This window comes from Modestobacter sp. VKM Ac-2978 (genome assembly GCF_026968025.1).
GTDB lineage: Bacteria > Actinomycetota > Actinomycetes > Mycobacteriales > Geodermatophilaceae > Modestobacter.
On record NZ_JAPVBP010000003.1, the window covers coordinates 428200 to 444213 of the forward strand.

A 16014-nucleotide genomic window follows, 5' to 3' on the forward strand; every position below is an offset into this window, starting at 1 on the left:
TGTTGCACACTGAGAGCACGACAGGGGTGCCCGCCCGGGTGCCGTACGACCACTCAGGCCGGCACCAGGCCCGACGTCCGAGCGGGAGGAGTTCCGTGCCCGCTCGCCGCTCTCCGCGCCAGCCCACGCCGTGGCGGGCCGGCGCCGTGCCCGAGCCCGCCGCGCCGGTGCTGCCGCGCCGGGTCGCGACCCTGTCGGTGCACACCAGTCCGCTGGAGCAGCCGGGCGCCGGTGACGCCGGGGGCATGAACGTCTACGTGGTCGAGGTGTCCCGCCGGCTGGCCGACCGCGGGATCGCCGTCGACGTGTTCACCCGGGCGACCTCCAGCGAGCAGCCGCCGGTGGTCGAGATGAGCCCGGGCGTGACCGTTCGGCACGTGAGCGCCGGCCCCTTCGAGGGCCTGGGCAAGCAGGAGCTGCCCGCGCAGATGTGCGCCTTCACCGCCGCGGTGCTGCGCGAGGAGGCCCAGCACGAGCCGGGGCACTTCGACGTCGTCCACTCCCACTACTGGCTCTCCGGCCAGGTCGGCTGGCTGGCCCGCGACCGCTGGGGCGTGCCGCTGGTGCACTCGGCGCACACGCTGGCGAAGGTGAAGAACGCCGCGCTGGCCGAGGGCGACGAGCCCGAGCCGCGCACCCGGGTGATCGGGGAGCAGCAGGTCGTCGCGGAGGCCGACCGGCTGGTGGCCAACACCGCCGAGGAGGCCCGGCAGCTGGTCGACTTCTACGACGCCGACCCCCGCCGCACGCTGGTCGTCCCGCCCGGCGTCGACCTGGACGTCTTCCGGCCCGGTGACCGCCGCGGCGCCCGGGCGCGGATCGGGGTGGCCCCGGACGCCGTCGTCCTGCTGTTCGTCGGCCGGATCCAGCCGCTCAAGGCCCCGGAGATGCTGCTGCATGCCGCGGCCCGGATGCTCGCCGCCGACCCGACCCTGCGCGAGCGGCTCGAGGTGCTGGTCGTCGGTGCGCCCAGCGGGTCGGGGCTGGCCGAGCCGCAGCGGCTGCAGGAGCTGGCGGTCTCCCTGGGCGTCTCCGACGTGGTCCGTTTCCTGCCGCCGCAGGCGCCCGCGCAGCTCGCCGACCACTACCGGGCCGCCGACGTCGCCGTCGTGCCCAGCCACAACGAGTCCTTCGGCCTGGTCGCGCTGGAGGCCCAGGCCTGCGGCACCCCGGTGGTCGCCGCGGCGGTCGGCGGGCTGCCCACCGCCGTCGACGACGGGGTCTCCGGGCTGCTGGTCGCCGGCCGCGACCCGGAGGCCTACGCCGCGGCCATCCGCCGGGTGCTGGCCCGCCGTGAACTGCTCGCTGCCGGCGCCCGGCGGCACGCCGCCGCGTTCAGCTGGGACCGCACCACCGACTCGCTGGTCGACGCCTACGCCGCGGCGATGAGCGAGATGGGCCGGCGCCGGGTGCGCAGGGCACACCGGGCCGCCGAGGCCGTGCGGGTGCTGACCGGCGGGAACAGCCTCGGGGGTCGGGCCCGGCGATGAGCGAGCGCAGCATCCCCGAACTCGACGCGGTCGTCGAGGAGACGCTGCGCGCGGCCGAGCTGGAGCACGAACACCCGGGGTCGGGTCGCTTCGTCGTCACCCTGCCCGGCACGAAGAAGCTCAAGACGGTCGTCGGGCTGACCATCGGCGCACACGCCCTCACCATCGAGGCGTTCGTCTGCCGGCAGCCCGACGAGAACCGGGAGCAGGTGTGGGCCTGGCTGCTGCAGCACAACGCGCGCAGCTACGGGGTCAGCTACTCGATCGACAGCGTCGGTGACGTCTACCTGACCGGCCGGCTCCCGCACGCGGTGATCACCCCCGAGGAGATCGACCGGCTGCTCGGCTCGGTGCTCACCTACGCCGACGACCACTTCAACACCCTGCTGGAGATCGGCTTCGGTACCTCGATCCGCCGCGAGTGGGACTGGCGGGTCAAGCGCGGGGAGTCGCTGCGCAACCTGGAGGCCTTCGCCGCCTTCGCCGACCCCGCCCGGCGGCCCCAGGACCCGCAGGGGTGAGCACCACCGAACGCCCGGCGCCGGCGACCGACCAGCTGCCGCCGGGCTACGAGCGCCGCTGGTGGGTGCTCGGCACGATGATCGTCTGCCTGCTCATGGTGATCATGGGCAACACGATCCTGAACGTCGCGCTGCCCACCCTGCAGCGGGAGCTGGACGCCACCCAGGGCGAGCTGCAGTGGGCGATCGACTCCTACATCCTGGTGTTCGCCGGGCTGCTGTTCAGCTGGGGTGTCATCGGCGACCGGATCGGCCGGCGCAAGGTGCTGCTGGCCGGGCTGACGATCTTCGCGCTCGGGTCGGTGCTGGCCGCCTTCAGCGACTCGGCGCTCGAGCTGATCGGCTGGCGGGCGCTGATGGGCGTCGGCGGCGCGGCGATCCAGCCGGCCACCCTGGCCGTGATCACCAACGTCTTCCCCTCCGGTGAGCGGGGCCGGGCGATCGGCCTGTGGGCCGGTGCCTCCGGGCTCGCCGTCGCCGGTGGGCCGCTGGCCGGTGGCCTGGTGCTGGAGCACTTCTGGTGGGGTGCGGTCTTCCTGCTCGGCGTCCCGGTCGCGGCGGTCGGTGCGGTCGGCGTCCTGACCGTCGTCCCCGAGTCCAAGGACCCCGACCCGGGCCGGCTCGACGTCCCCGGCGTGCTGCTGTCCATCGCCGCACTGGTCGGGGTGGTCTACGGGATCATCCGCGGCGGCAGCGAGGGCTGGAGCGAGCCGCAGACCTGGGGACCGCTGGCCGCCGGCGTCGTCCTGCTGGTCGTCTTCATCTGGTGGCAGCGGCGCACGGCGCACCCGGCGCTGGACGTCTCGCTGTTCCGCAACCCGGCCTTCTCCGCGGCGGCCGGCGCCCTCGCGCTCAACTTCTTCGCCCTGCAGGGGGCGACGTTCTACCTCGTCTACTACCTGCAGGGCGTGCGCGGGTACTCCCCGCTGGAGAGCGGGGCCTCGCTGGTGCCGGTCGCCCTGGGCATCGCGCTGACCGCGCCGCGCACCTCGCGGCTGGCCGAACGGTTCGGGGCCAAGGCGGTCTGCGCCACCGGCTTCACGCTGATCGCGCTCTCCTTCGCCGGCATCCAACTGCTGGACGCCGATGCACCGGTCTGGCTGGTGCTCGCCGACCTCGCGCTGCAGGGCATCGGCATGGGGGCGGTGATGGCCCCGGCGACCGAGTCGATCATGTCCGTCGTCCCGCGGGAGAAGGCCGGTGCCGGGGCGGCCGTGAACAACGCGGTGCGCCAGGTCGGCGGCGCGCTCGGCGTGGCGATCCTCGGCTCGGTGCTGGCCACCTCCTACGCCAACCGGCTCGGGGACGACGTCCTGGCGCTGCCTGCCGGGGCGCGGGACCAGGCGGGGGAGTCGATCGTGGCGACGCTCGCCGCGGTGGAGGACGCCGAGGCGACCGGCGGGGAGGCCGCCGCAGCTGCCGCGGCCGTCGTCGACCCGGCCCGGGAGGCGTTCGTCGGTGCCATGCACCTGACCGCCGTCGGCACCGCGGGCGCCGCGGTGGTCGCCGCGATCGTCGTCCTGGTCTGGCTCCCCGGCCGGCGCCGGACCAGCTGAGCCGTCCGCCCCCTCGCGTGACCGGGTGTCACCCGCCCGGGCCCTGCCGGCTGCCCCGACCCGACACGCTCCGTCGAGGAGTGACCCGTCCCACGCCTGCTCGGGTGACCCTCGACCGGACTGAGCGGTATCCGTTGACCACGGAGCGTGTTGGCCGCCAAGGTCAGGGGTGAACGGCTGCGATCCCCGCGCCGACTGCGAGGAGCTGCCCGTGTTCGACGCTGCCCGGTCCGTCCCCACCCGCCGCGACCCCTTCGCCCCGCTGCTGGAGAGCACCCGCGCGGAGATGATGCGGCGGCACGTGCGGGAGGGGATGGCCACGCACTCGGTGCCCACCGCCGGGGCACCCGAGCCGCTCACGGTGTTCGACGACGGCCGCACCCGGATCAACCTGGGCACGAACAACTACCTCGGCCTGGCCGGTGACCCCCAGGTGGTCGAGGCCGCGGTCGCCGCCCTGCGGCAGTACGGCACCAGTGCGGCCGGCAGCCGCATCCTCAACGGCACCACCCGCCTGCACCTGACCCTGGAGCGGGAGCTCGCCGAGCACCACGGCACCGAGGACGCGGTGCTGACCTCCGCCGGGGTCAACGCCAACGCCGCCATCCTCTCCACCATCGGCGCGCCCGGCGACGCGCTGCTCGTCGACGCCCACGCCCACGCCAGCCTGCACGCCGCGGCGGCCGCCAGCCGGGGCACCGTGCTCCGCTTCACCCACAACTCGGTGGCCTCGCTGGAGCGGCGGCTGGGGCGCCTGGACCCCGAGGCCGGGGCGGTCGTGGTCGTCGACGGCGTCTACTCGATGAGCGGGGAGTCGGCGCCGCTGGCGGCGATCGCCGGCCTCTGCGGGCGGTTCTCCGCCCGCCTGGTGGTCGACGAGGCGCACGGGCTCGGGGTGCTGGGGGCCAACGGCCGGGGCGCCGCCGAGGCGGCCGGTGTCCTGGACCGGGTCGACGCGGTCACCGTGGCGTTCAGCAAGTCGCTGGCCAGCGTCGGCGGCGCGGTGCTCACCTCGCGCGCGGTCGCCGACGGCATCCGCGCCTCGGCGATGCCCTACATCTTCAGCGCCGCGAACGCCCCGGCAGCGGTCGCCGCCGCGCTCGCCGCGCTCCGCGTGCTGCGCCGGGAGCCGGAGCGGATGCAGCGCCTGCGGGACAACGGGGACCTGCTGCGCCGGGTGCTCACCGAGTGCGGTGCCCCGCCCCTGCCCGGCAAGGGCGCCGTCATCGCCGTCCGCACCGGCGAGGACGAGGCCACCCGCAGCGCCTGGGCCGCCGCCCACGAGGCCGGGGTCTACACCAACGCGGTCAGTTACCCGGCCGTCCCGCGCGGACAGGGCGTGCTGCGCCTGGCGGTCATGGCCACACACACCGAGGAGCAGCTGCGCCGGGCCGGGGAGCTGGTGGCCGCCGCCGTCCGCGGGGTGCGCTCCCCGGAGCCGACCGGCGCGATGGCCGGCGCGATGGCGTGAGGCCGCCGGGCTGCCGTGCACGGGCCGGGTGGCGGTCGGGCAGGATGGCCGCGTGAGCGACACGACGAGCACCGGGACCCTCATCCTGCTCCGCCACGGCGAGAGCGAGTGGAACAAGGCCAACCTGTTCACCGGCTGGGTGGACGTCGAGCTGTCGGAGAAGGGGCGTGCCGAGGCCGCCCGCGGCGGGCACCTGCTCGCCGAGCAGGGGCTGCTGCCCGACGTCCTGCACACCTCGCTGCTCAAGCGGGCCATCACCACCGCGGAGCTGGCGCTGGCCGCGGCGGACCGGCAGTGGATCCCGGTCCGCCGCTCCTGGCGGCTCAACGAGCGGCACTACGGGGCGCTGCAGGGCAAGGACAAGGCAGCCACGCTCGCCGAGTACGGCGAGGAGCAGTTCATGACCTGGCGGCGCAGCTACGCCACGCCGCCGCCGCCGATCGAGGCCGGCAGCGAGTACAGCCAGGACGGCGACCCCCGCTACCGGTTCCTCCCCTCGGAGGCCCGCCCGGCCACCGAGTGCCTGGCCGACGTCGTCGTCCGGATGCTGCCGTACTGGTACGACGCGATCGTGCCGGACCTGCGCAGCGGTCAGACCGTCCTGGTGGCCGCGCACGGCAACAGCCTGCGCGCCCTGGTGAAGCACCTGGACGACATGGGTGAGGACGAGGTCGTCGGGCTGAACATCCCCACCGGCGTCCCGCTGCGCTACGACCTGGACGCCGACCTGCGGCCGGTCACGCCCGGCGGCCAGTACCTCGACCCCGATGCAGCCGCCGCCGCGATCGAGGCGGTCAAGAACCAGGGCAAGAAGTAGCAGACGAGGAGGGGCCCGGGCACATCGCCCGGGCCCCTCCTCGTTCGCTGGGTGGTGCTCAGCGAGGGTCGGTGACCGCCAGGGTCGGCTTCTCGCCGGTGACCAGGAAGACCACCCGGCGGGCGACGCTGACCGCGTGGTCGGCGAAGCGCTCGTAGTAGCGGCCCAGCAGGGTGACGTCGATGGCCGACTCCATGCCGTGCACCCAGGTCGGGGCGAGGAGCTCACGGAACAGCTGCTTGTGCAGCTGGTCCATCAGGTCGTCCTCCGCCTCGAGCTCGACGGCCGCCTCGACGTCCCGCTTGGCGATCACCGTGCCGGCCTTGGTCACCAGGCTCTCCGCGATGTGCCCGGCCTCCAGGAAGACCGGCCGGACCTCCTGCGGCACCGCGTGCTCCGGGAAGCGCATCCGGGCCACCTTGGCGATGTGCTCGGCGAGGTCGCCCATCCGCTCGAGGTCGCCGACGATCCGCATGGCCGTGGTGATGGTGCGCAGGTCGGTGGCGACCGGCTGCTGGCGGGCCAGCAGGGTGAAGCAGCGTTCCTCGATGCTCTCGCGGACGGCGTCGATGCGCTCGTCGCCGGCGATCACCAGGTCGGCGAGGGCGACATCGGCGTCCAGCAGGGCGGTCGTGGCCGTGCTCATCGCCGAGCCGACCGAGTTCGACATCTCCACCAGACAGGCGTTGATGTCGTCCAGTTCCTCGCGGTAGCTCTCTCGCAACACGGTTCCTCCTCGTCCCGTCGCCGCGCGCAGGCGGCACCCGGGGGACGGCGACCCGGGACGACGCGATCCCCCCCGCGTGTGCGCCGCCGGCGGATTCGTCGGTCGCGACACGTGTGTGTTCGAGGGTAGAGACCCGGTTCCACGCCTGAGGAGGCCGCCAGGTGAACGGCCAGGGGCCCGACGGTGAACTCCTCCGACCCGACCGGGTGACAGCCACCGAGGATGCTGGTCCGCGCCCGGGTCCTGTCTAGCATCGGACCTGTGGACCCGGTCGTCGCCCTGCTGGTGGGCCTGGTGCTCGGCCTGCTGCTGGCGGCGTCGGCGGCACTGGTCGTGCGGTCCTCGCGCGCCCGGCGGCAGGCCCAGGCCGACCAGCAGGCCGGTGCGGCCGATCGCGCCGAGCGCCGCACGGACTCCGACGCCGCGATGAGCCGCCGGCTGGTCGACCTGATGGACCCCGCCGTCGTCCTGCTCGGCCGTGACGAGGCGGTGCTGCTGGCCAACGCCTCCGCCCGGGCGCTGGGCGTCCTGCGCGGCAACCGGCTGCTCGTCCCCGGGCTGGTCGAGGTGGCCCGCGAGGTGCAGGTCACCGGGAGCCAGCGAGCCGACGTCGCCCTGCCCAGTGACCTGGTGGGAGCAGGGCCGCGGATGGTGGCCGTGCACGGCATCCGGCTCGGGACCGGGCCCGCCACCTCCCCAGGGCCGGTCGCGCTGGTGCTGCAGGACGTCACCGAGGCCCGGCGGGTCGAGGCGGTCCGCAAGGACTTCGTGGCCAACGTCGGGCACGAGCTCAAGACCCCGGTCGGCGCGCTCGCGCTGCTGGCCGAGGCGGTGCAGGACGCGGCCGACGACCCGGAGACCGTCCAGCGGTTCGCCGCGCGGATGAGCCACGAGGCCGACCGGCTGTCCCGGCTGGTCCGCGAGCTGATCGACCTCTCCCGCCTGCAGGGGGCCGAACCGCTGCCCGAGCTGGTGCCGGTCGCGGTGGGCACGGTCGTCTCCGAGGCCGTGGACCGGACCCGGGCCGCCGCTGCGGCGAAGGACATCCAGCTGGCCGTCGCCGCCCAACCCGGCCTCGTGGTCCGCGGGGTCGAGGCCCAGCTGGCCACCGCACTGACCAACCTGCTCGCCAACGCCGTCGCCTACAGCCCCGGCGGCACCACGATCGCGGTCGGCGCGCGCGCCCGGTCCGGGTTCGCCGAGGTCGCGGTGACCGACTCCGGCATCGGCATCCCCCGCTCCGACCGCTCGCGGGTGTTCGAGCGCTTCTACCGGGTCGACCAGTCCCGGGCCAGCGCCACCGGGGGCACCGGGCTGGGGCTGGCGATCGTCAAGCACGTGGCCACCAACCACGGTGGCTCGGTGGCGGTCTGGAGCGAGGAGGGCCTCGGCTCGACCTTCACCCTGCGCATCCCCCTCGCGGCAGACGCCGACGGGGCGATGGACGACGACGGTGCGCCCGAACGGCCACCGGTACCACCACTGCGCAGCCGCCAGACAACCGATCAAGGCCCCTCAGGGGCCGATGATGGACCCTCCGGGGTCCTGCAGAAGGGACGGTCATGACCCGAGTGCTCGTGGTGGAGGACGAGGAGTCCTTCTCCGACGCGCTGTCCTACATGTTGCGGCGGGAGGGCTACGACACCGTCGTCGCCTCCACCGGGACGGACGCGCTCGTCGAGTTCGACCGGGCCGGGGCCGACATCGTGCTGCTGGACCTGATGCTGCCCGGCCTGTCGGGCACCGAGGTCTGCCGGTCGCTGCGCGCCAAGAGCTCCGTGCCGATCATCATGCTCACCGCCAAGGACGCCGAGATCGACAAGGTCGTCGGGCTCGAGCTGGGGGCCGACGACTACGTCACCAAGCCGTACTCCGCCCGGGAGCTGGTCGCCCGGATGCGGGCCGTGCTGCGCCGCGGCACCGAGGCCGAGCCCACGGCCGAGGGCGCCCTCGTCGCCGGACCGGTACGGCTGGACGTCGACCGGCACGTCGTGGCGGTCGACGGCCAGACGGTGTCGCTGCCGCTCAAGGAGTTCGACCTGCTGGAGCTGCTGCTGCGCAACGCCGGCCGGGTGCTCACCCGCGGCCAGCTGATCGACCGGGTCTGGGGCGCCGACTACGTCGGGGACACCAAGACCCTCGACGTCCACGTCAAGCGGCTGCGCGCCAAGCTCGAGCCCGACCCGGCCAATCCGCGCTACCTGGTCACCGTCCGGGGGCTGGGGTACAAGTTCGAGGCTTGACTCATTGCGATCCTCCGGATCGCACCGCGGCCAGGTGCCGGGTCACCTCGTGCTGAGCCGTTTCCCGTCACGCCGGAGGTGGACCCTGCGGGCCCGCCGTCCGGCGTGACCGCCTCCGGCGTCTCGGACCCCGCGGCCAGGTGCAGGCTTGCCCTGCGATGAGCCGTTTCCCGTGACGTCGGAGGTGGACCCTGCGGGCCCGCCGTCCGACGTCACCGCCTCCGGCGTGACCACTGGTGGCAGTGGTCGGCGGCCTGCGTGCTACTGGCCGCGGCCGGTCTCTTCCTGGAGTTCGTCGATCTTCTTGGAGGCGTCGGCCTTGCTGATGTCGTCGGGGACGTCCTCCTCGGCCTCGCGGGCCAGGGTGTTCAGGTAGCTCTTCTGTGCGCCGGTGGCCGGCTCGTCACCGGTGACCCAGTCGTCGGGGTCCTTCTCGGTGCTCTGCGGGCTGTCCGGGCCGGTGCTGTTCGCTTCGCTCATGTGTTCGAAGCTACGCGGGCTGTCGGAGCCGTGCAGCCCGAGCGGCGGCGGCCGTCGTCGCCTGGACGGCGGCCTGCTGGGCGGTCCGGGTGGCGAGGTCGGTGCGGCGCTCCTCCCACCGTCGTCCGGTCCGGAAGACGTGGGTGCCGCCGCAGGACGGGCACTCGACCGCGACGGCGATGTGCGTGGGGTGGTTGGCGACCGATCGGATCCGCCGGTCGGCGACCAGCTCGTCGGTCCGGGTGACGGGGCAGGTGATCAGCAACATGTGGAGAGCGTCGCGCTCGGTGGACGACCGGACGAGTGGCAGGACTGACCACGACCGCGTCTGTTCTGCCATCCTGTCGGCATGACCACTCCTGGTGCCCCGGTCGTGGTGAGCGTCGTCGTCGCCGATGGCGTCGTCGGCAGCTTCGGGCTGGGGGTGACGTCGGAGGTCTTCGGCTACGACCGCACCGCGATGGGCCTGCCGCTGTTCGACTTCGCGCTGGTCACCGAGGTGCCCGGTGAGGTGCGCACCGACACCGGTGTCCGGCTGCTGGTCGACGACGGGCTGGAGCGGCTGGCGGTCTCGGACATCGTGCTGATCACCGCCTGGGAGCTGTACGAGCGTGAGCCCTCGGCCGCGCTGATCGCCGGGATCCGCGACGCCCATGCCCGGGGTGCGATCGTGGTCAGCCAGTGCACCGGCGCCTTCGTCGTCGCCGCCGCCGGGCTGCTGGACGGCTGCCGCGCCACCACGCACTGGCGCCACGCCGGCGAGCTGGCCGCGCGGTTCCCCGCCGTGACGGTGGACCCCGCCGTCCTCTACGTCGACTGCGGTCGGCTGATCACCGGTGCGGGCACGGCCGCCGGCGTCGACACCCTGCTGCACCTGGTGCGCCGGGAGTGGGGCCCCGCAGCGGCGAACGCGCTCGCCCGGGAGATGGTCGTGCCCCCGCACCGGGACGGGGGGCAGGCGCAGTACATCGACACCCCGGTCGCCCGCTGCGAGGACGACCTGCTGGGCGTCGTCCTGGAGTGGGCCCGGGCGCACCTGGCGGAGGAGATCAGCGTCGAGCTGCTCGCCCGCCGGGCACTGATGAGCCCCCGCAGCTTCGCCCGCCGGTTCAAGGCCACCACCGGGACGACGCCGCACGCCTGGCTGCTCGGTCAGCGGCTGGCCGCGGCGGAGGCCCTGCTGGAGGGCAGTGACGCCCCGGTCGAGGAGATCGCCCGGCTGGTCGGCTTCGGCACCGCGGCCGGCCTGCGGGAGCAGTTCACCCGGCGCCGCGGGGTCTCCCCGCGGGCCTACCGGCAGACCTTCCGGGCCGGCGCCCGCCCGGGTGGCTCAGTCGGGACGGCGACGGTGCAGCTCCACCGGCACTGGCCGGGGGCTGGCGGGGTGGGGAGCGACGAGGCCGGCGTCCAGGCGGGCCTCGGTCAGCCGGCGTAGCTCGGCGTACGCGGCCGGCCCGAGCAGCGCGACGAGCTCGGGGCCGTAGGTCTCCACCAGCGGCTCGGCCGCGACGTGCGCCGTCGGTGAGCCCGTGCACCACCAGTGCAGGTCGTGCCCGCCGGGGCCCCAGCCACGCCGGTCGAACTCGCCGATCGTGGAGACGAGCACCCGGCTGTCGTCGGGGCGGTCGACCCACTCCTGCTCCCGGCGCACGGGCAGCTGCCAGCAGACGTCGGGCTTGGTCTCCAGGGGGTGCCGGCCCTGGCGCAGTGCCATGGCGTGCAGCGCGCAGCCGGCCCCGGCCGGGTGCCCCGGCCGGTTGAGGAAGACGCAGGCGCCGTCCACCACCCGGGTGCGCAGCGCCTGCTCGGCGTCCTCGCCCGGTGCCGGCTCGGTCAGGGTGTCCGGTTCGGTCCAGTCGTCCCGGCCGGGGGTCGTGCCGGGATGCCGCTGCCAGTCCGCGGGCGTCAGCTCGCCGACCGACTCCTCGACCCGGGTGAGGTCGTCGGTGTCGGTGAAGAAGGCGCCGTGGTTGCAGCAGCCGTCCTCGGCGCGGCCGGCCACCACCCCGGCGCAGCCACGACCGAAGACGCAGGTCCAGGCGCTGGTCAGCCAGGTGAGGTCGGCCCGCACGAGGTGCTCCGGATCAGCCGGGTCCAGGAACTCGATCCACTCGCGGGGGAAGTCCAGCCCGACCTCGGGAGGGCTGTCGGCGGCTGTGCTCGGGTCCACCGGTGCAGCCTAGTGAAAGGACCCCCTCCCCCTCACGCCTCGCCCGCTCGCCGCGAGCCTCCGGAGGGGGCCAGGCAGACTCTCGGGCATGCGACTCGGGGTGCTGGACGTCGGCTCGAACACCGTGCACCTGCTGGTGGTGGACGCGCACCGCGGTGCCCACCCCACGCCGATGCACGACGACCGCTCCGTGCTCCGGCTCGCCGAGCACGTCGGCGCCGACGGCAAGCTGTCCAAGGCGGGGGAGAAGGGCCTGCTGCACGCGGTGCAGAAGGCGAAGCAGCAGGCGGCCGAGCAGCGCTGTGACGAGCTGCTGGCCTTCGTCACCTCGGCGATCCGCGATGCGGAGAACGGGGCTGCGGTCCTCCGCCGGGTCCGCGAGCAGACCGGCGTCGACCTGCAGGTGCTCACCGGCGAGGACGAGGCCCGGCTGACCTTCCTCGCCGTGCGGCGGTGGTTCGGCTGGAGCGCCGGGCGGCTGCTGGTGCTCGACATCGGCGGCGGCTCGCTCGAGCTGGCCACCGGTGTCGACGAGGACCCCGACGTCGCGCTGTCGGTCCCGCTGGGCGCCGGCCGGATGACCCGCCGGTTCCTGCCCGACGCCGAGACCGGGAGCCGGCCCGACCTGTCCGCGCTGGCAGAGCTCGCCGACCACGCCACCGACGTGTTGGCCCCGGTCGGCAGGAAGCTGCGTGACGCCGGCCCGCCGGACCTGGTGGCCGCCACGTCCAAGACCTTCCGGACGCTGGCCCGGCTGGCCGGCGCGGCTCCGTCGGCCGCCGGGCTGCGCGCCCCGCGCGAGCTGACCGCCACCGGGCTGGCCCAGGTGCTCGGCTTCGTCTCCCGGATCGAGTGCACGGCGCTGGCCGAGCTGCAGGGGGTGTCTGCGGCCCGGGCGCACCAGGTCCCGGCCGGTGCCGTCGTGGCGCAGGCCGCGATGCGGTCGGTGGACGTACCGTTCGTGCGGATCTGCCCGTGGGCGCTGCGTGAGGGCGTCATCCTGCGGCGCCTGGACCAGCTGGAAGGAGCGTGATGACGCAGCCCAACCCGTCAGGGGAGTACAGCGTCCGCTCGCTCGCCGAGATCCTGCGCGAGCACGGTCTGGAGAGCGAGCTCGGCACCCGCCCCGGCCGTCGACGGCAACCCAACGGCGACGTCGAGTCCACCGGCCGTTCGGCGCGGGTGGACACCGGCACGGGGTCATCGCGGGCGGAGGCGCCGGTGCGCTCGCCCTCGGCCACGCCGAACGGCCGCTCCGCCACCCCGCCCCGCTCCCCGGAGCGCGCGCCGTCGGTCCCGGTCTGGACCCCGGCTCCCGAGCCGAAGGCGCGGCCGGCAGCCGGGCTGCTGAGCCCCCATACACCGCCGGCCGCCCCGGCGTCGGCCCGGCCGGCGGCCGGGCGCGCGGACGAGGCGCCCCCCGCGGTACGCACCGGTCGGCGGAAGTCCGATGCCGCCCCGACCGGACCGGGTGCAGAACCGCTCTTCGGTACCGGGCCCTCCACCGCCGCCATCCCGGCGGCGGCCCCGACGACCTCGTCGAGCCCGACCTCCACGCACAGCAGGTCCGCGCCGACGGGCTCCACGGGGGCGACGGCCCGGGGCGCCACCGGCGCGGGGCGGCGCGGCGCCGACCACCCGGTCACCGGCCCGATCCCGGTCGTCTCCGCGGCGCAGGCCGAGGCGGCCAGGGGTGAGGCCGCCAAGGCCGACGAGGAGCCGCTGACCGGCCGGGAGAGCGTGCTGGCCTGGGCGCGGTTCGCCGGCGAGATGGTGGTCGCGCTGGCCGCCGGCATCGGCGTCTACTTCGCCTTCACCGTGCTGTGGGAGCTGCTGCCCTACGTCGCCCTGGTCGCGGCCCCGGTGACGGTGACCGGTCTGGTCGCCGGAGTGGCGGCGTACCGGCAGCGCCGTGGTCAGGGTGCGCTGCCGGTCCCGTTGCTGGCGGTGCTGCTGCTGGCCGGGACGGTGCTGGTGATCGCCCCGGCCGCGGGCCTCCTCGCCGGCAGCTGACCTGCCCGGTCAGCCCGCAGCGGCGATCTGCTCGACGAGGGTGCGCCCGAACGCCGGCAGGTCGTCGGGGTTGCGGCTGGTGGTCAGGTTGCCGTCGACGACGACCTCCTCGTCGACCCACTCGGCGCCCGCGTTGCGCAAGTCGGTCTGCAGGGAGGGCCACGAGGTCATCCGGCGGCCGCGGACGACGTCGGCCTCGGCGAGCACCCACGGGGCGTGACAGATGGCAGCCACCGGCTTGCCGGCGTCGAAGAAGGCCTTCACGAACCGGACGGCCCCCTGGTCAGCGCGCACGAAGTCGCCGTTGATCACGCCGCCGGGCAGCACGAGCGCGTCGTAGCTGCCGGGGTCGGCGTCGGACACCGCGACGTCGACGTCCTTGGTGTCGCCCTTGTCGATGTGCTGGTAGGCGGTGAGGGTGCCGGCCTCGAGCCCGATGAGCTCCGGCCGGGCGCCGGCGTCCACCAGCGCCTGCCACGGCTGGTCCAGCTCTGCCTGCTCGACGCCGTCGGTGGCGAGCACGGCCACTCGCTTGCCGTTCAGTTCTCCGGACATGGCGGACCGCTACCCCGGCACCTCCGGACGCACACGCCCGGGCACTACGGTCGCGGACATGATCTATGCAGGGCACGCGGGTCCCGACGCACGGCTGGCCGTCATCGGTGGCGGCAAGATCGGTGAGGCGCTGCTCGCCGGCCTGGTCCGCCAGGCGGGGGACGGGCGGGAGTTCCTGGTCGTCGAGCGCAGCCCGGAGCGGGCGGCCGAGCTGGCGGCTCGGTACGGCGTCGGCACCACCGACCTCGCCGGGGCGGCCGCCCGGGCGAGGGTGCTGCTGCTGGCCGTGAAGCCGCAGGACATCGACACGCTGCTGGCGGCGCTGGGCCCGCACGTGACCCAGGAGCACCTGGTGGTCTCGGTGGCGGCGGGGGTGCCCACCAGCCGGGTCGAGGCGGCGCTGCCGGCCGGCACCCCGGTGGTGCGGGTCATGCCCAACACCCCGGCGCTGGTCGACGCCGGGATGAGCGTGCTCTCGGCCGGGGCGCACGCGACCGAGGCGCACCTGGACGAGGCGGAGGCGCTCCTGCTGCCGGTGGGGCAGGTGCGCCGGGTGCCGGAGAGCCAGCAGGACGCCGTGACCGCGCTGTCGGGCAGCGGACCGGCCTACTTCTTCTTCCTGGTCGAGGCGATGATCGACGCCGGCATCCTGCTCGGGCTGCCCCGCACGGTCGCCGCCGACCTGATCGTGCAGACCGCCTACGGCGCGGCGGTCATGCTGCGTGACTCCGGAGAGCACCCGGTCCAGCTGCGCGAGGCGGTCACCAGCCCCGGCGGGACGACGATCGCCGCCATCCGGGAACTGGAGCGGCACGGCGTGCGGGCTGCGCTGATCGCCGCGATCGAGGCGGCGCACCAGCGTTCGGTGGAGCTCGGCCGCACCTCCTGACCCGCTGACGCCGGGCTGAATCACACGCATGTGGTTTTCCACAGAAATCTGTGGAGAACGGCCCCTGTGGAGCTTGTCGACTTGGGGACAACACGCCGTGACGGGTGTGTCACGCGGTGTTTCTGTCCACTTGTGCCCAGGACGGACCGGTCCGCCTGTTCGTTTCACCCATCGCTTCTGTCACTCCGGTCCCCTTACGCTCTGTTCCAGCACATGAGCGTTCTGTTCGCCGGTGGGGAAGCCGGTGGCCGCACATGGAGCTGAGAACCGGAGATGATCCACGTGACCATGCCCCAGCGCGCCGCCGTCCAGACCGTCCGTCCGGGTGTCCCGATGCCCCGCCAGATGGGCCGGCCCATCTCGGCCGCCTCGATGGCCCGCCCGGTCCCCGCCGCCCACCCGGCCTCGATGCCGCTCGGTCGCCCGGCCGCCGTGCCGGCGCCCCGCGCCGCCGTCTCGTTCCTGACCGTCGCCGAGGTCGCCGCCCTGATGCGCGTCTCCAAGATGACCGTCTACCGGCTCGTCCACGGCGGGGAGCTCGCCGCCGTCCGCGTCGGCCGTTCCTTCCGGGTGCCCGAGCGCGCCGTGCACGAGTACCTGCGCGACGCCTACACCGACATCGCCTGAGCGAAGGACCCTGCTGCCCCCCGCTACTCGCACCTCGTGGCGGGGCCCTGCAGCGGAGCCGTTCCAGCACGTCACCCGCTCAGGCGGGGCCCGGGACGAAGGCCTGACCCTCGCGCCACCCACCGCTCGCACGTCCGCGGTGGGAGCGCGTGAGGCGGCTCTCCGGCACCTCGCCGGGCGGGCGTTCCCGCTCGGGGGCACCCGCCGGGTAGTCTCGGGTGCTGAGCGGTGCCACCCCCCTGGGGCGGGCCGCGCACGAGCTGATCACCTCGCCCGGCGCCCGGACCACGGATCCGCGTGACCACCCCGGTCACCACCCCCGGCCGCCGAGCGAAGACGACGTCGGGAGCGGGACATGGGTTCTGTCATCAAGAAGCGCCGCAAGCGGATGGCGAAGAAGAAGCACCGCAAGCTGCTCAAGAAGACCCGCGTCCAGCGGCGCAACAAGAAGTGAG

Annotated in this window: 18 protein-coding genes; 13 read left to right on the plus strand and 5 right to left on the minus strand. The window is 74.4% G+C overall.

Annotated features, from left to right (window positions below; genetic code table 11):
• Window positions 1-95: 95 nt before the first annotated feature.
• The 5 genes from mshA to O2W53_RS09750 all read left to right on the plus strand — a co-directional run bounded on the left by mshA (window position 96) and on the right by O2W53_RS09750 (window position 5855).
• Window positions 96-1490 carry a D-inositol-3-phosphate glycosyltransferase gene (gene mshA / locus O2W53_RS09730; RefSeq protein ID WP_269162853.1) on the plus strand — a complete coding sequence of 465 codons (1395 nt, stop codon included), beginning with the start codon at window positions 96-98 and terminating at the stop codon, window positions 1488-1490.
• Window positions 1487-2011 carry a YbjN domain-containing protein gene (locus tag O2W53_RS09735; RefSeq protein ID WP_269162854.1) on the plus strand — a complete coding sequence of 175 codons (525 nt, stop codon included), beginning with the start codon at window positions 1487-1489 and terminating at the stop codon, window positions 2009-2011. Before mshA ends, O2W53_RS09735 begins: the two co-directional genes overlap by 4 nt.
• Window positions 2008-3567 (plus strand): MFS transporter, encoded by a 1560-nt coding sequence (locus O2W53_RS09740; RefSeq protein WP_269162855.1) that lies wholly within the window; start codon window positions 2008-2010, stop codon window positions 3565-3567. The genes O2W53_RS09735 and O2W53_RS09740 overlap by 4 nt, the downstream gene beginning before the upstream one ends.
• 211 nt (window positions 3568-3778) lie before the next feature.
• Window positions 3779-5038: an aminotransferase class I/II-fold pyridoxal phosphate-dependent enzyme gene (locus tag O2W53_RS09745; RefSeq protein WP_269162856.1), complete on the plus strand. Its 1260-nt coding sequence runs from the start codon at window positions 3779-3781 to the stop codon at window positions 5036-5038.
• Between the two features lie 52 nt (window positions 5039-5090).
• Window positions 5091-5855 (plus strand): phosphoglyceromutase, encoded by a 765-nt coding sequence (locus tag O2W53_RS09750; RefSeq protein WP_269162857.1) that lies wholly within the window; start codon window positions 5091-5093, stop codon window positions 5853-5855.
• 58 nt (window positions 5856-5913) lie between these two features.
• Here O2W53_RS09750 and phoU read toward each other — a convergent pair whose 3' ends face one another.
• Window positions 5914-6582 carry a phosphate signaling complex protein PhoU gene (gene phoU / locus O2W53_RS09755; protein WP_269162858.1) on the minus strand — a complete coding sequence of 223 codons (669 nt, stop codon included), beginning with the start codon at window positions 6580-6582 and terminating at the stop codon, window positions 5914-5916.
• Window positions 6583-6843: 261 nt separating this feature from the next.
• Between phoU and O2W53_RS09760 the strand changes: the two genes are divergently transcribed.
• The gene (locus tag O2W53_RS09760; RefSeq protein WP_269162859.1) at window positions 6844-8148 is read left to right on the plus strand and encodes a sensor histidine kinase; all 1305 of its coding nucleotides are present in this window, start codon (window positions 6844-6846) and stop codon (window positions 8146-8148) included.
• A complete protein-coding gene (locus O2W53_RS09765; protein ID WP_036333121.1) occupies window positions 8145-8825 on the plus strand; it encodes a response regulator transcription factor in 681 nt (226 codons plus the stop codon). Before O2W53_RS09760 ends, O2W53_RS09765 begins: the two co-directional genes overlap by 4 nt.
• Window positions 8826-9086: 261 nt before the next feature.
• Here O2W53_RS09765 and O2W53_RS09770 read toward each other — a convergent pair whose 3' ends face one another.
• Both O2W53_RS09770 and O2W53_RS09775 read right to left on the minus strand, forming a co-directional pair.
• Complete coding sequence (locus O2W53_RS09770; RefSeq protein ID WP_269162860.1) at window positions 9087-9305, minus strand: DUF3072 domain-containing protein; 219 nt, start codon at window positions 9303-9305, stop codon at window positions 9087-9089.
• 10 nt (window positions 9306-9315) lie between these two features.
• On the minus strand, window positions 9316-9573 hold the full coding sequence (locus O2W53_RS09775; RefSeq protein WP_269162861.1) for a hypothetical protein: 258 nt from the start codon (window positions 9571-9573) through the stop codon (window positions 9316-9318).
• An 81-nt stretch (window positions 9574-9654) separates the two neighbouring features.
• Here O2W53_RS09775 and O2W53_RS09780 point away from each other — a divergent pair, with 81 nt between their 5' ends.
• Complete coding sequence (locus O2W53_RS09780; RefSeq protein ID WP_269162862.1) at window positions 9655-10740, plus strand: helix-turn-helix domain-containing protein; 1086 nt, start codon at window positions 9655-9657, stop codon at window positions 10738-10740.
• Here O2W53_RS09780 and O2W53_RS09785 read toward each other — a convergent pair.
• Entirely contained in the window at window positions 10636-11475 is an 840-nt protein-coding gene (locus O2W53_RS09785; protein ID WP_036333128.1) for a hypothetical protein, read from the minus strand. The genes O2W53_RS09780 and O2W53_RS09785 overlap by 105 nt on opposite strands.
• 88 nt (window positions 11476-11563) lie before the next feature.
• Here O2W53_RS09785 and O2W53_RS09790 point away from each other — a divergent pair, with 88 nt between their 5' ends.
• Complete coding sequence (locus O2W53_RS09790) at window positions 11564-12508, plus strand: Ppx/GppA phosphatase family protein (RefSeq protein WP_269162863.1); 945 nt, start codon at window positions 11564-11566, stop codon at window positions 12506-12508.
• A complete protein-coding gene (locus O2W53_RS09795) occupies window positions 12508-13488 on the plus strand; it encodes a hypothetical protein (protein ID WP_269162864.1) in 981 nt (326 codons plus the stop codon). Before O2W53_RS09790 ends, O2W53_RS09795 begins: the two co-directional genes overlap by 1 nt.
• Before the next feature lie 9 nt (window positions 13489-13497).
• Here the strand turns inward: O2W53_RS09795 and O2W53_RS09800 are convergent, their stop codons facing one another.
• Window positions 13498-14043 (minus strand): type 1 glutamine amidotransferase domain-containing protein, encoded by a 546-nt coding sequence (locus tag O2W53_RS09800; RefSeq protein WP_269162865.1) that lies wholly within the window; start codon window positions 14041-14043, stop codon window positions 13498-13500.
• A 58-nt stretch (window positions 14044-14101) separates the two neighbouring features.
• Between O2W53_RS09800 and proC the strand changes: the two genes are divergently transcribed.
• The 3 genes from proC (at window position 14102) to O2W53_RS09815 (ending at window position 16013) form a co-directional block, all read left to right on the plus strand.
• Window positions 14102-14932: a pyrroline-5-carboxylate reductase gene (proC, locus tag O2W53_RS09805; protein WP_269162866.1), complete on the plus strand. Its 831-nt coding sequence runs from the start codon at window positions 14102-14104 to the stop codon at window positions 14930-14932.
• A gap of 288 nt (window positions 14933-15220) precedes the next feature.
• Window positions 15221-15559 carry a helix-turn-helix domain-containing protein gene (locus tag O2W53_RS09810; protein ID WP_269163062.1) on the plus strand — a complete coding sequence of 113 codons (339 nt, stop codon included), beginning with the start codon at window positions 15221-15223 and terminating at the stop codon, window positions 15557-15559.
• A 355-nt stretch (window positions 15560-15914) separates the two neighbouring features.
• Window positions 15915-16013, plus strand: coding sequence for a 30S ribosomal protein bS22 (locus O2W53_RS09815; protein ID WP_012854759.1), 99 nt, complete (start codon window positions 15915-15917; stop codon window positions 16011-16013).
• The last annotated feature ends 1 nt before the right edge of the window (window position 16014 follow it).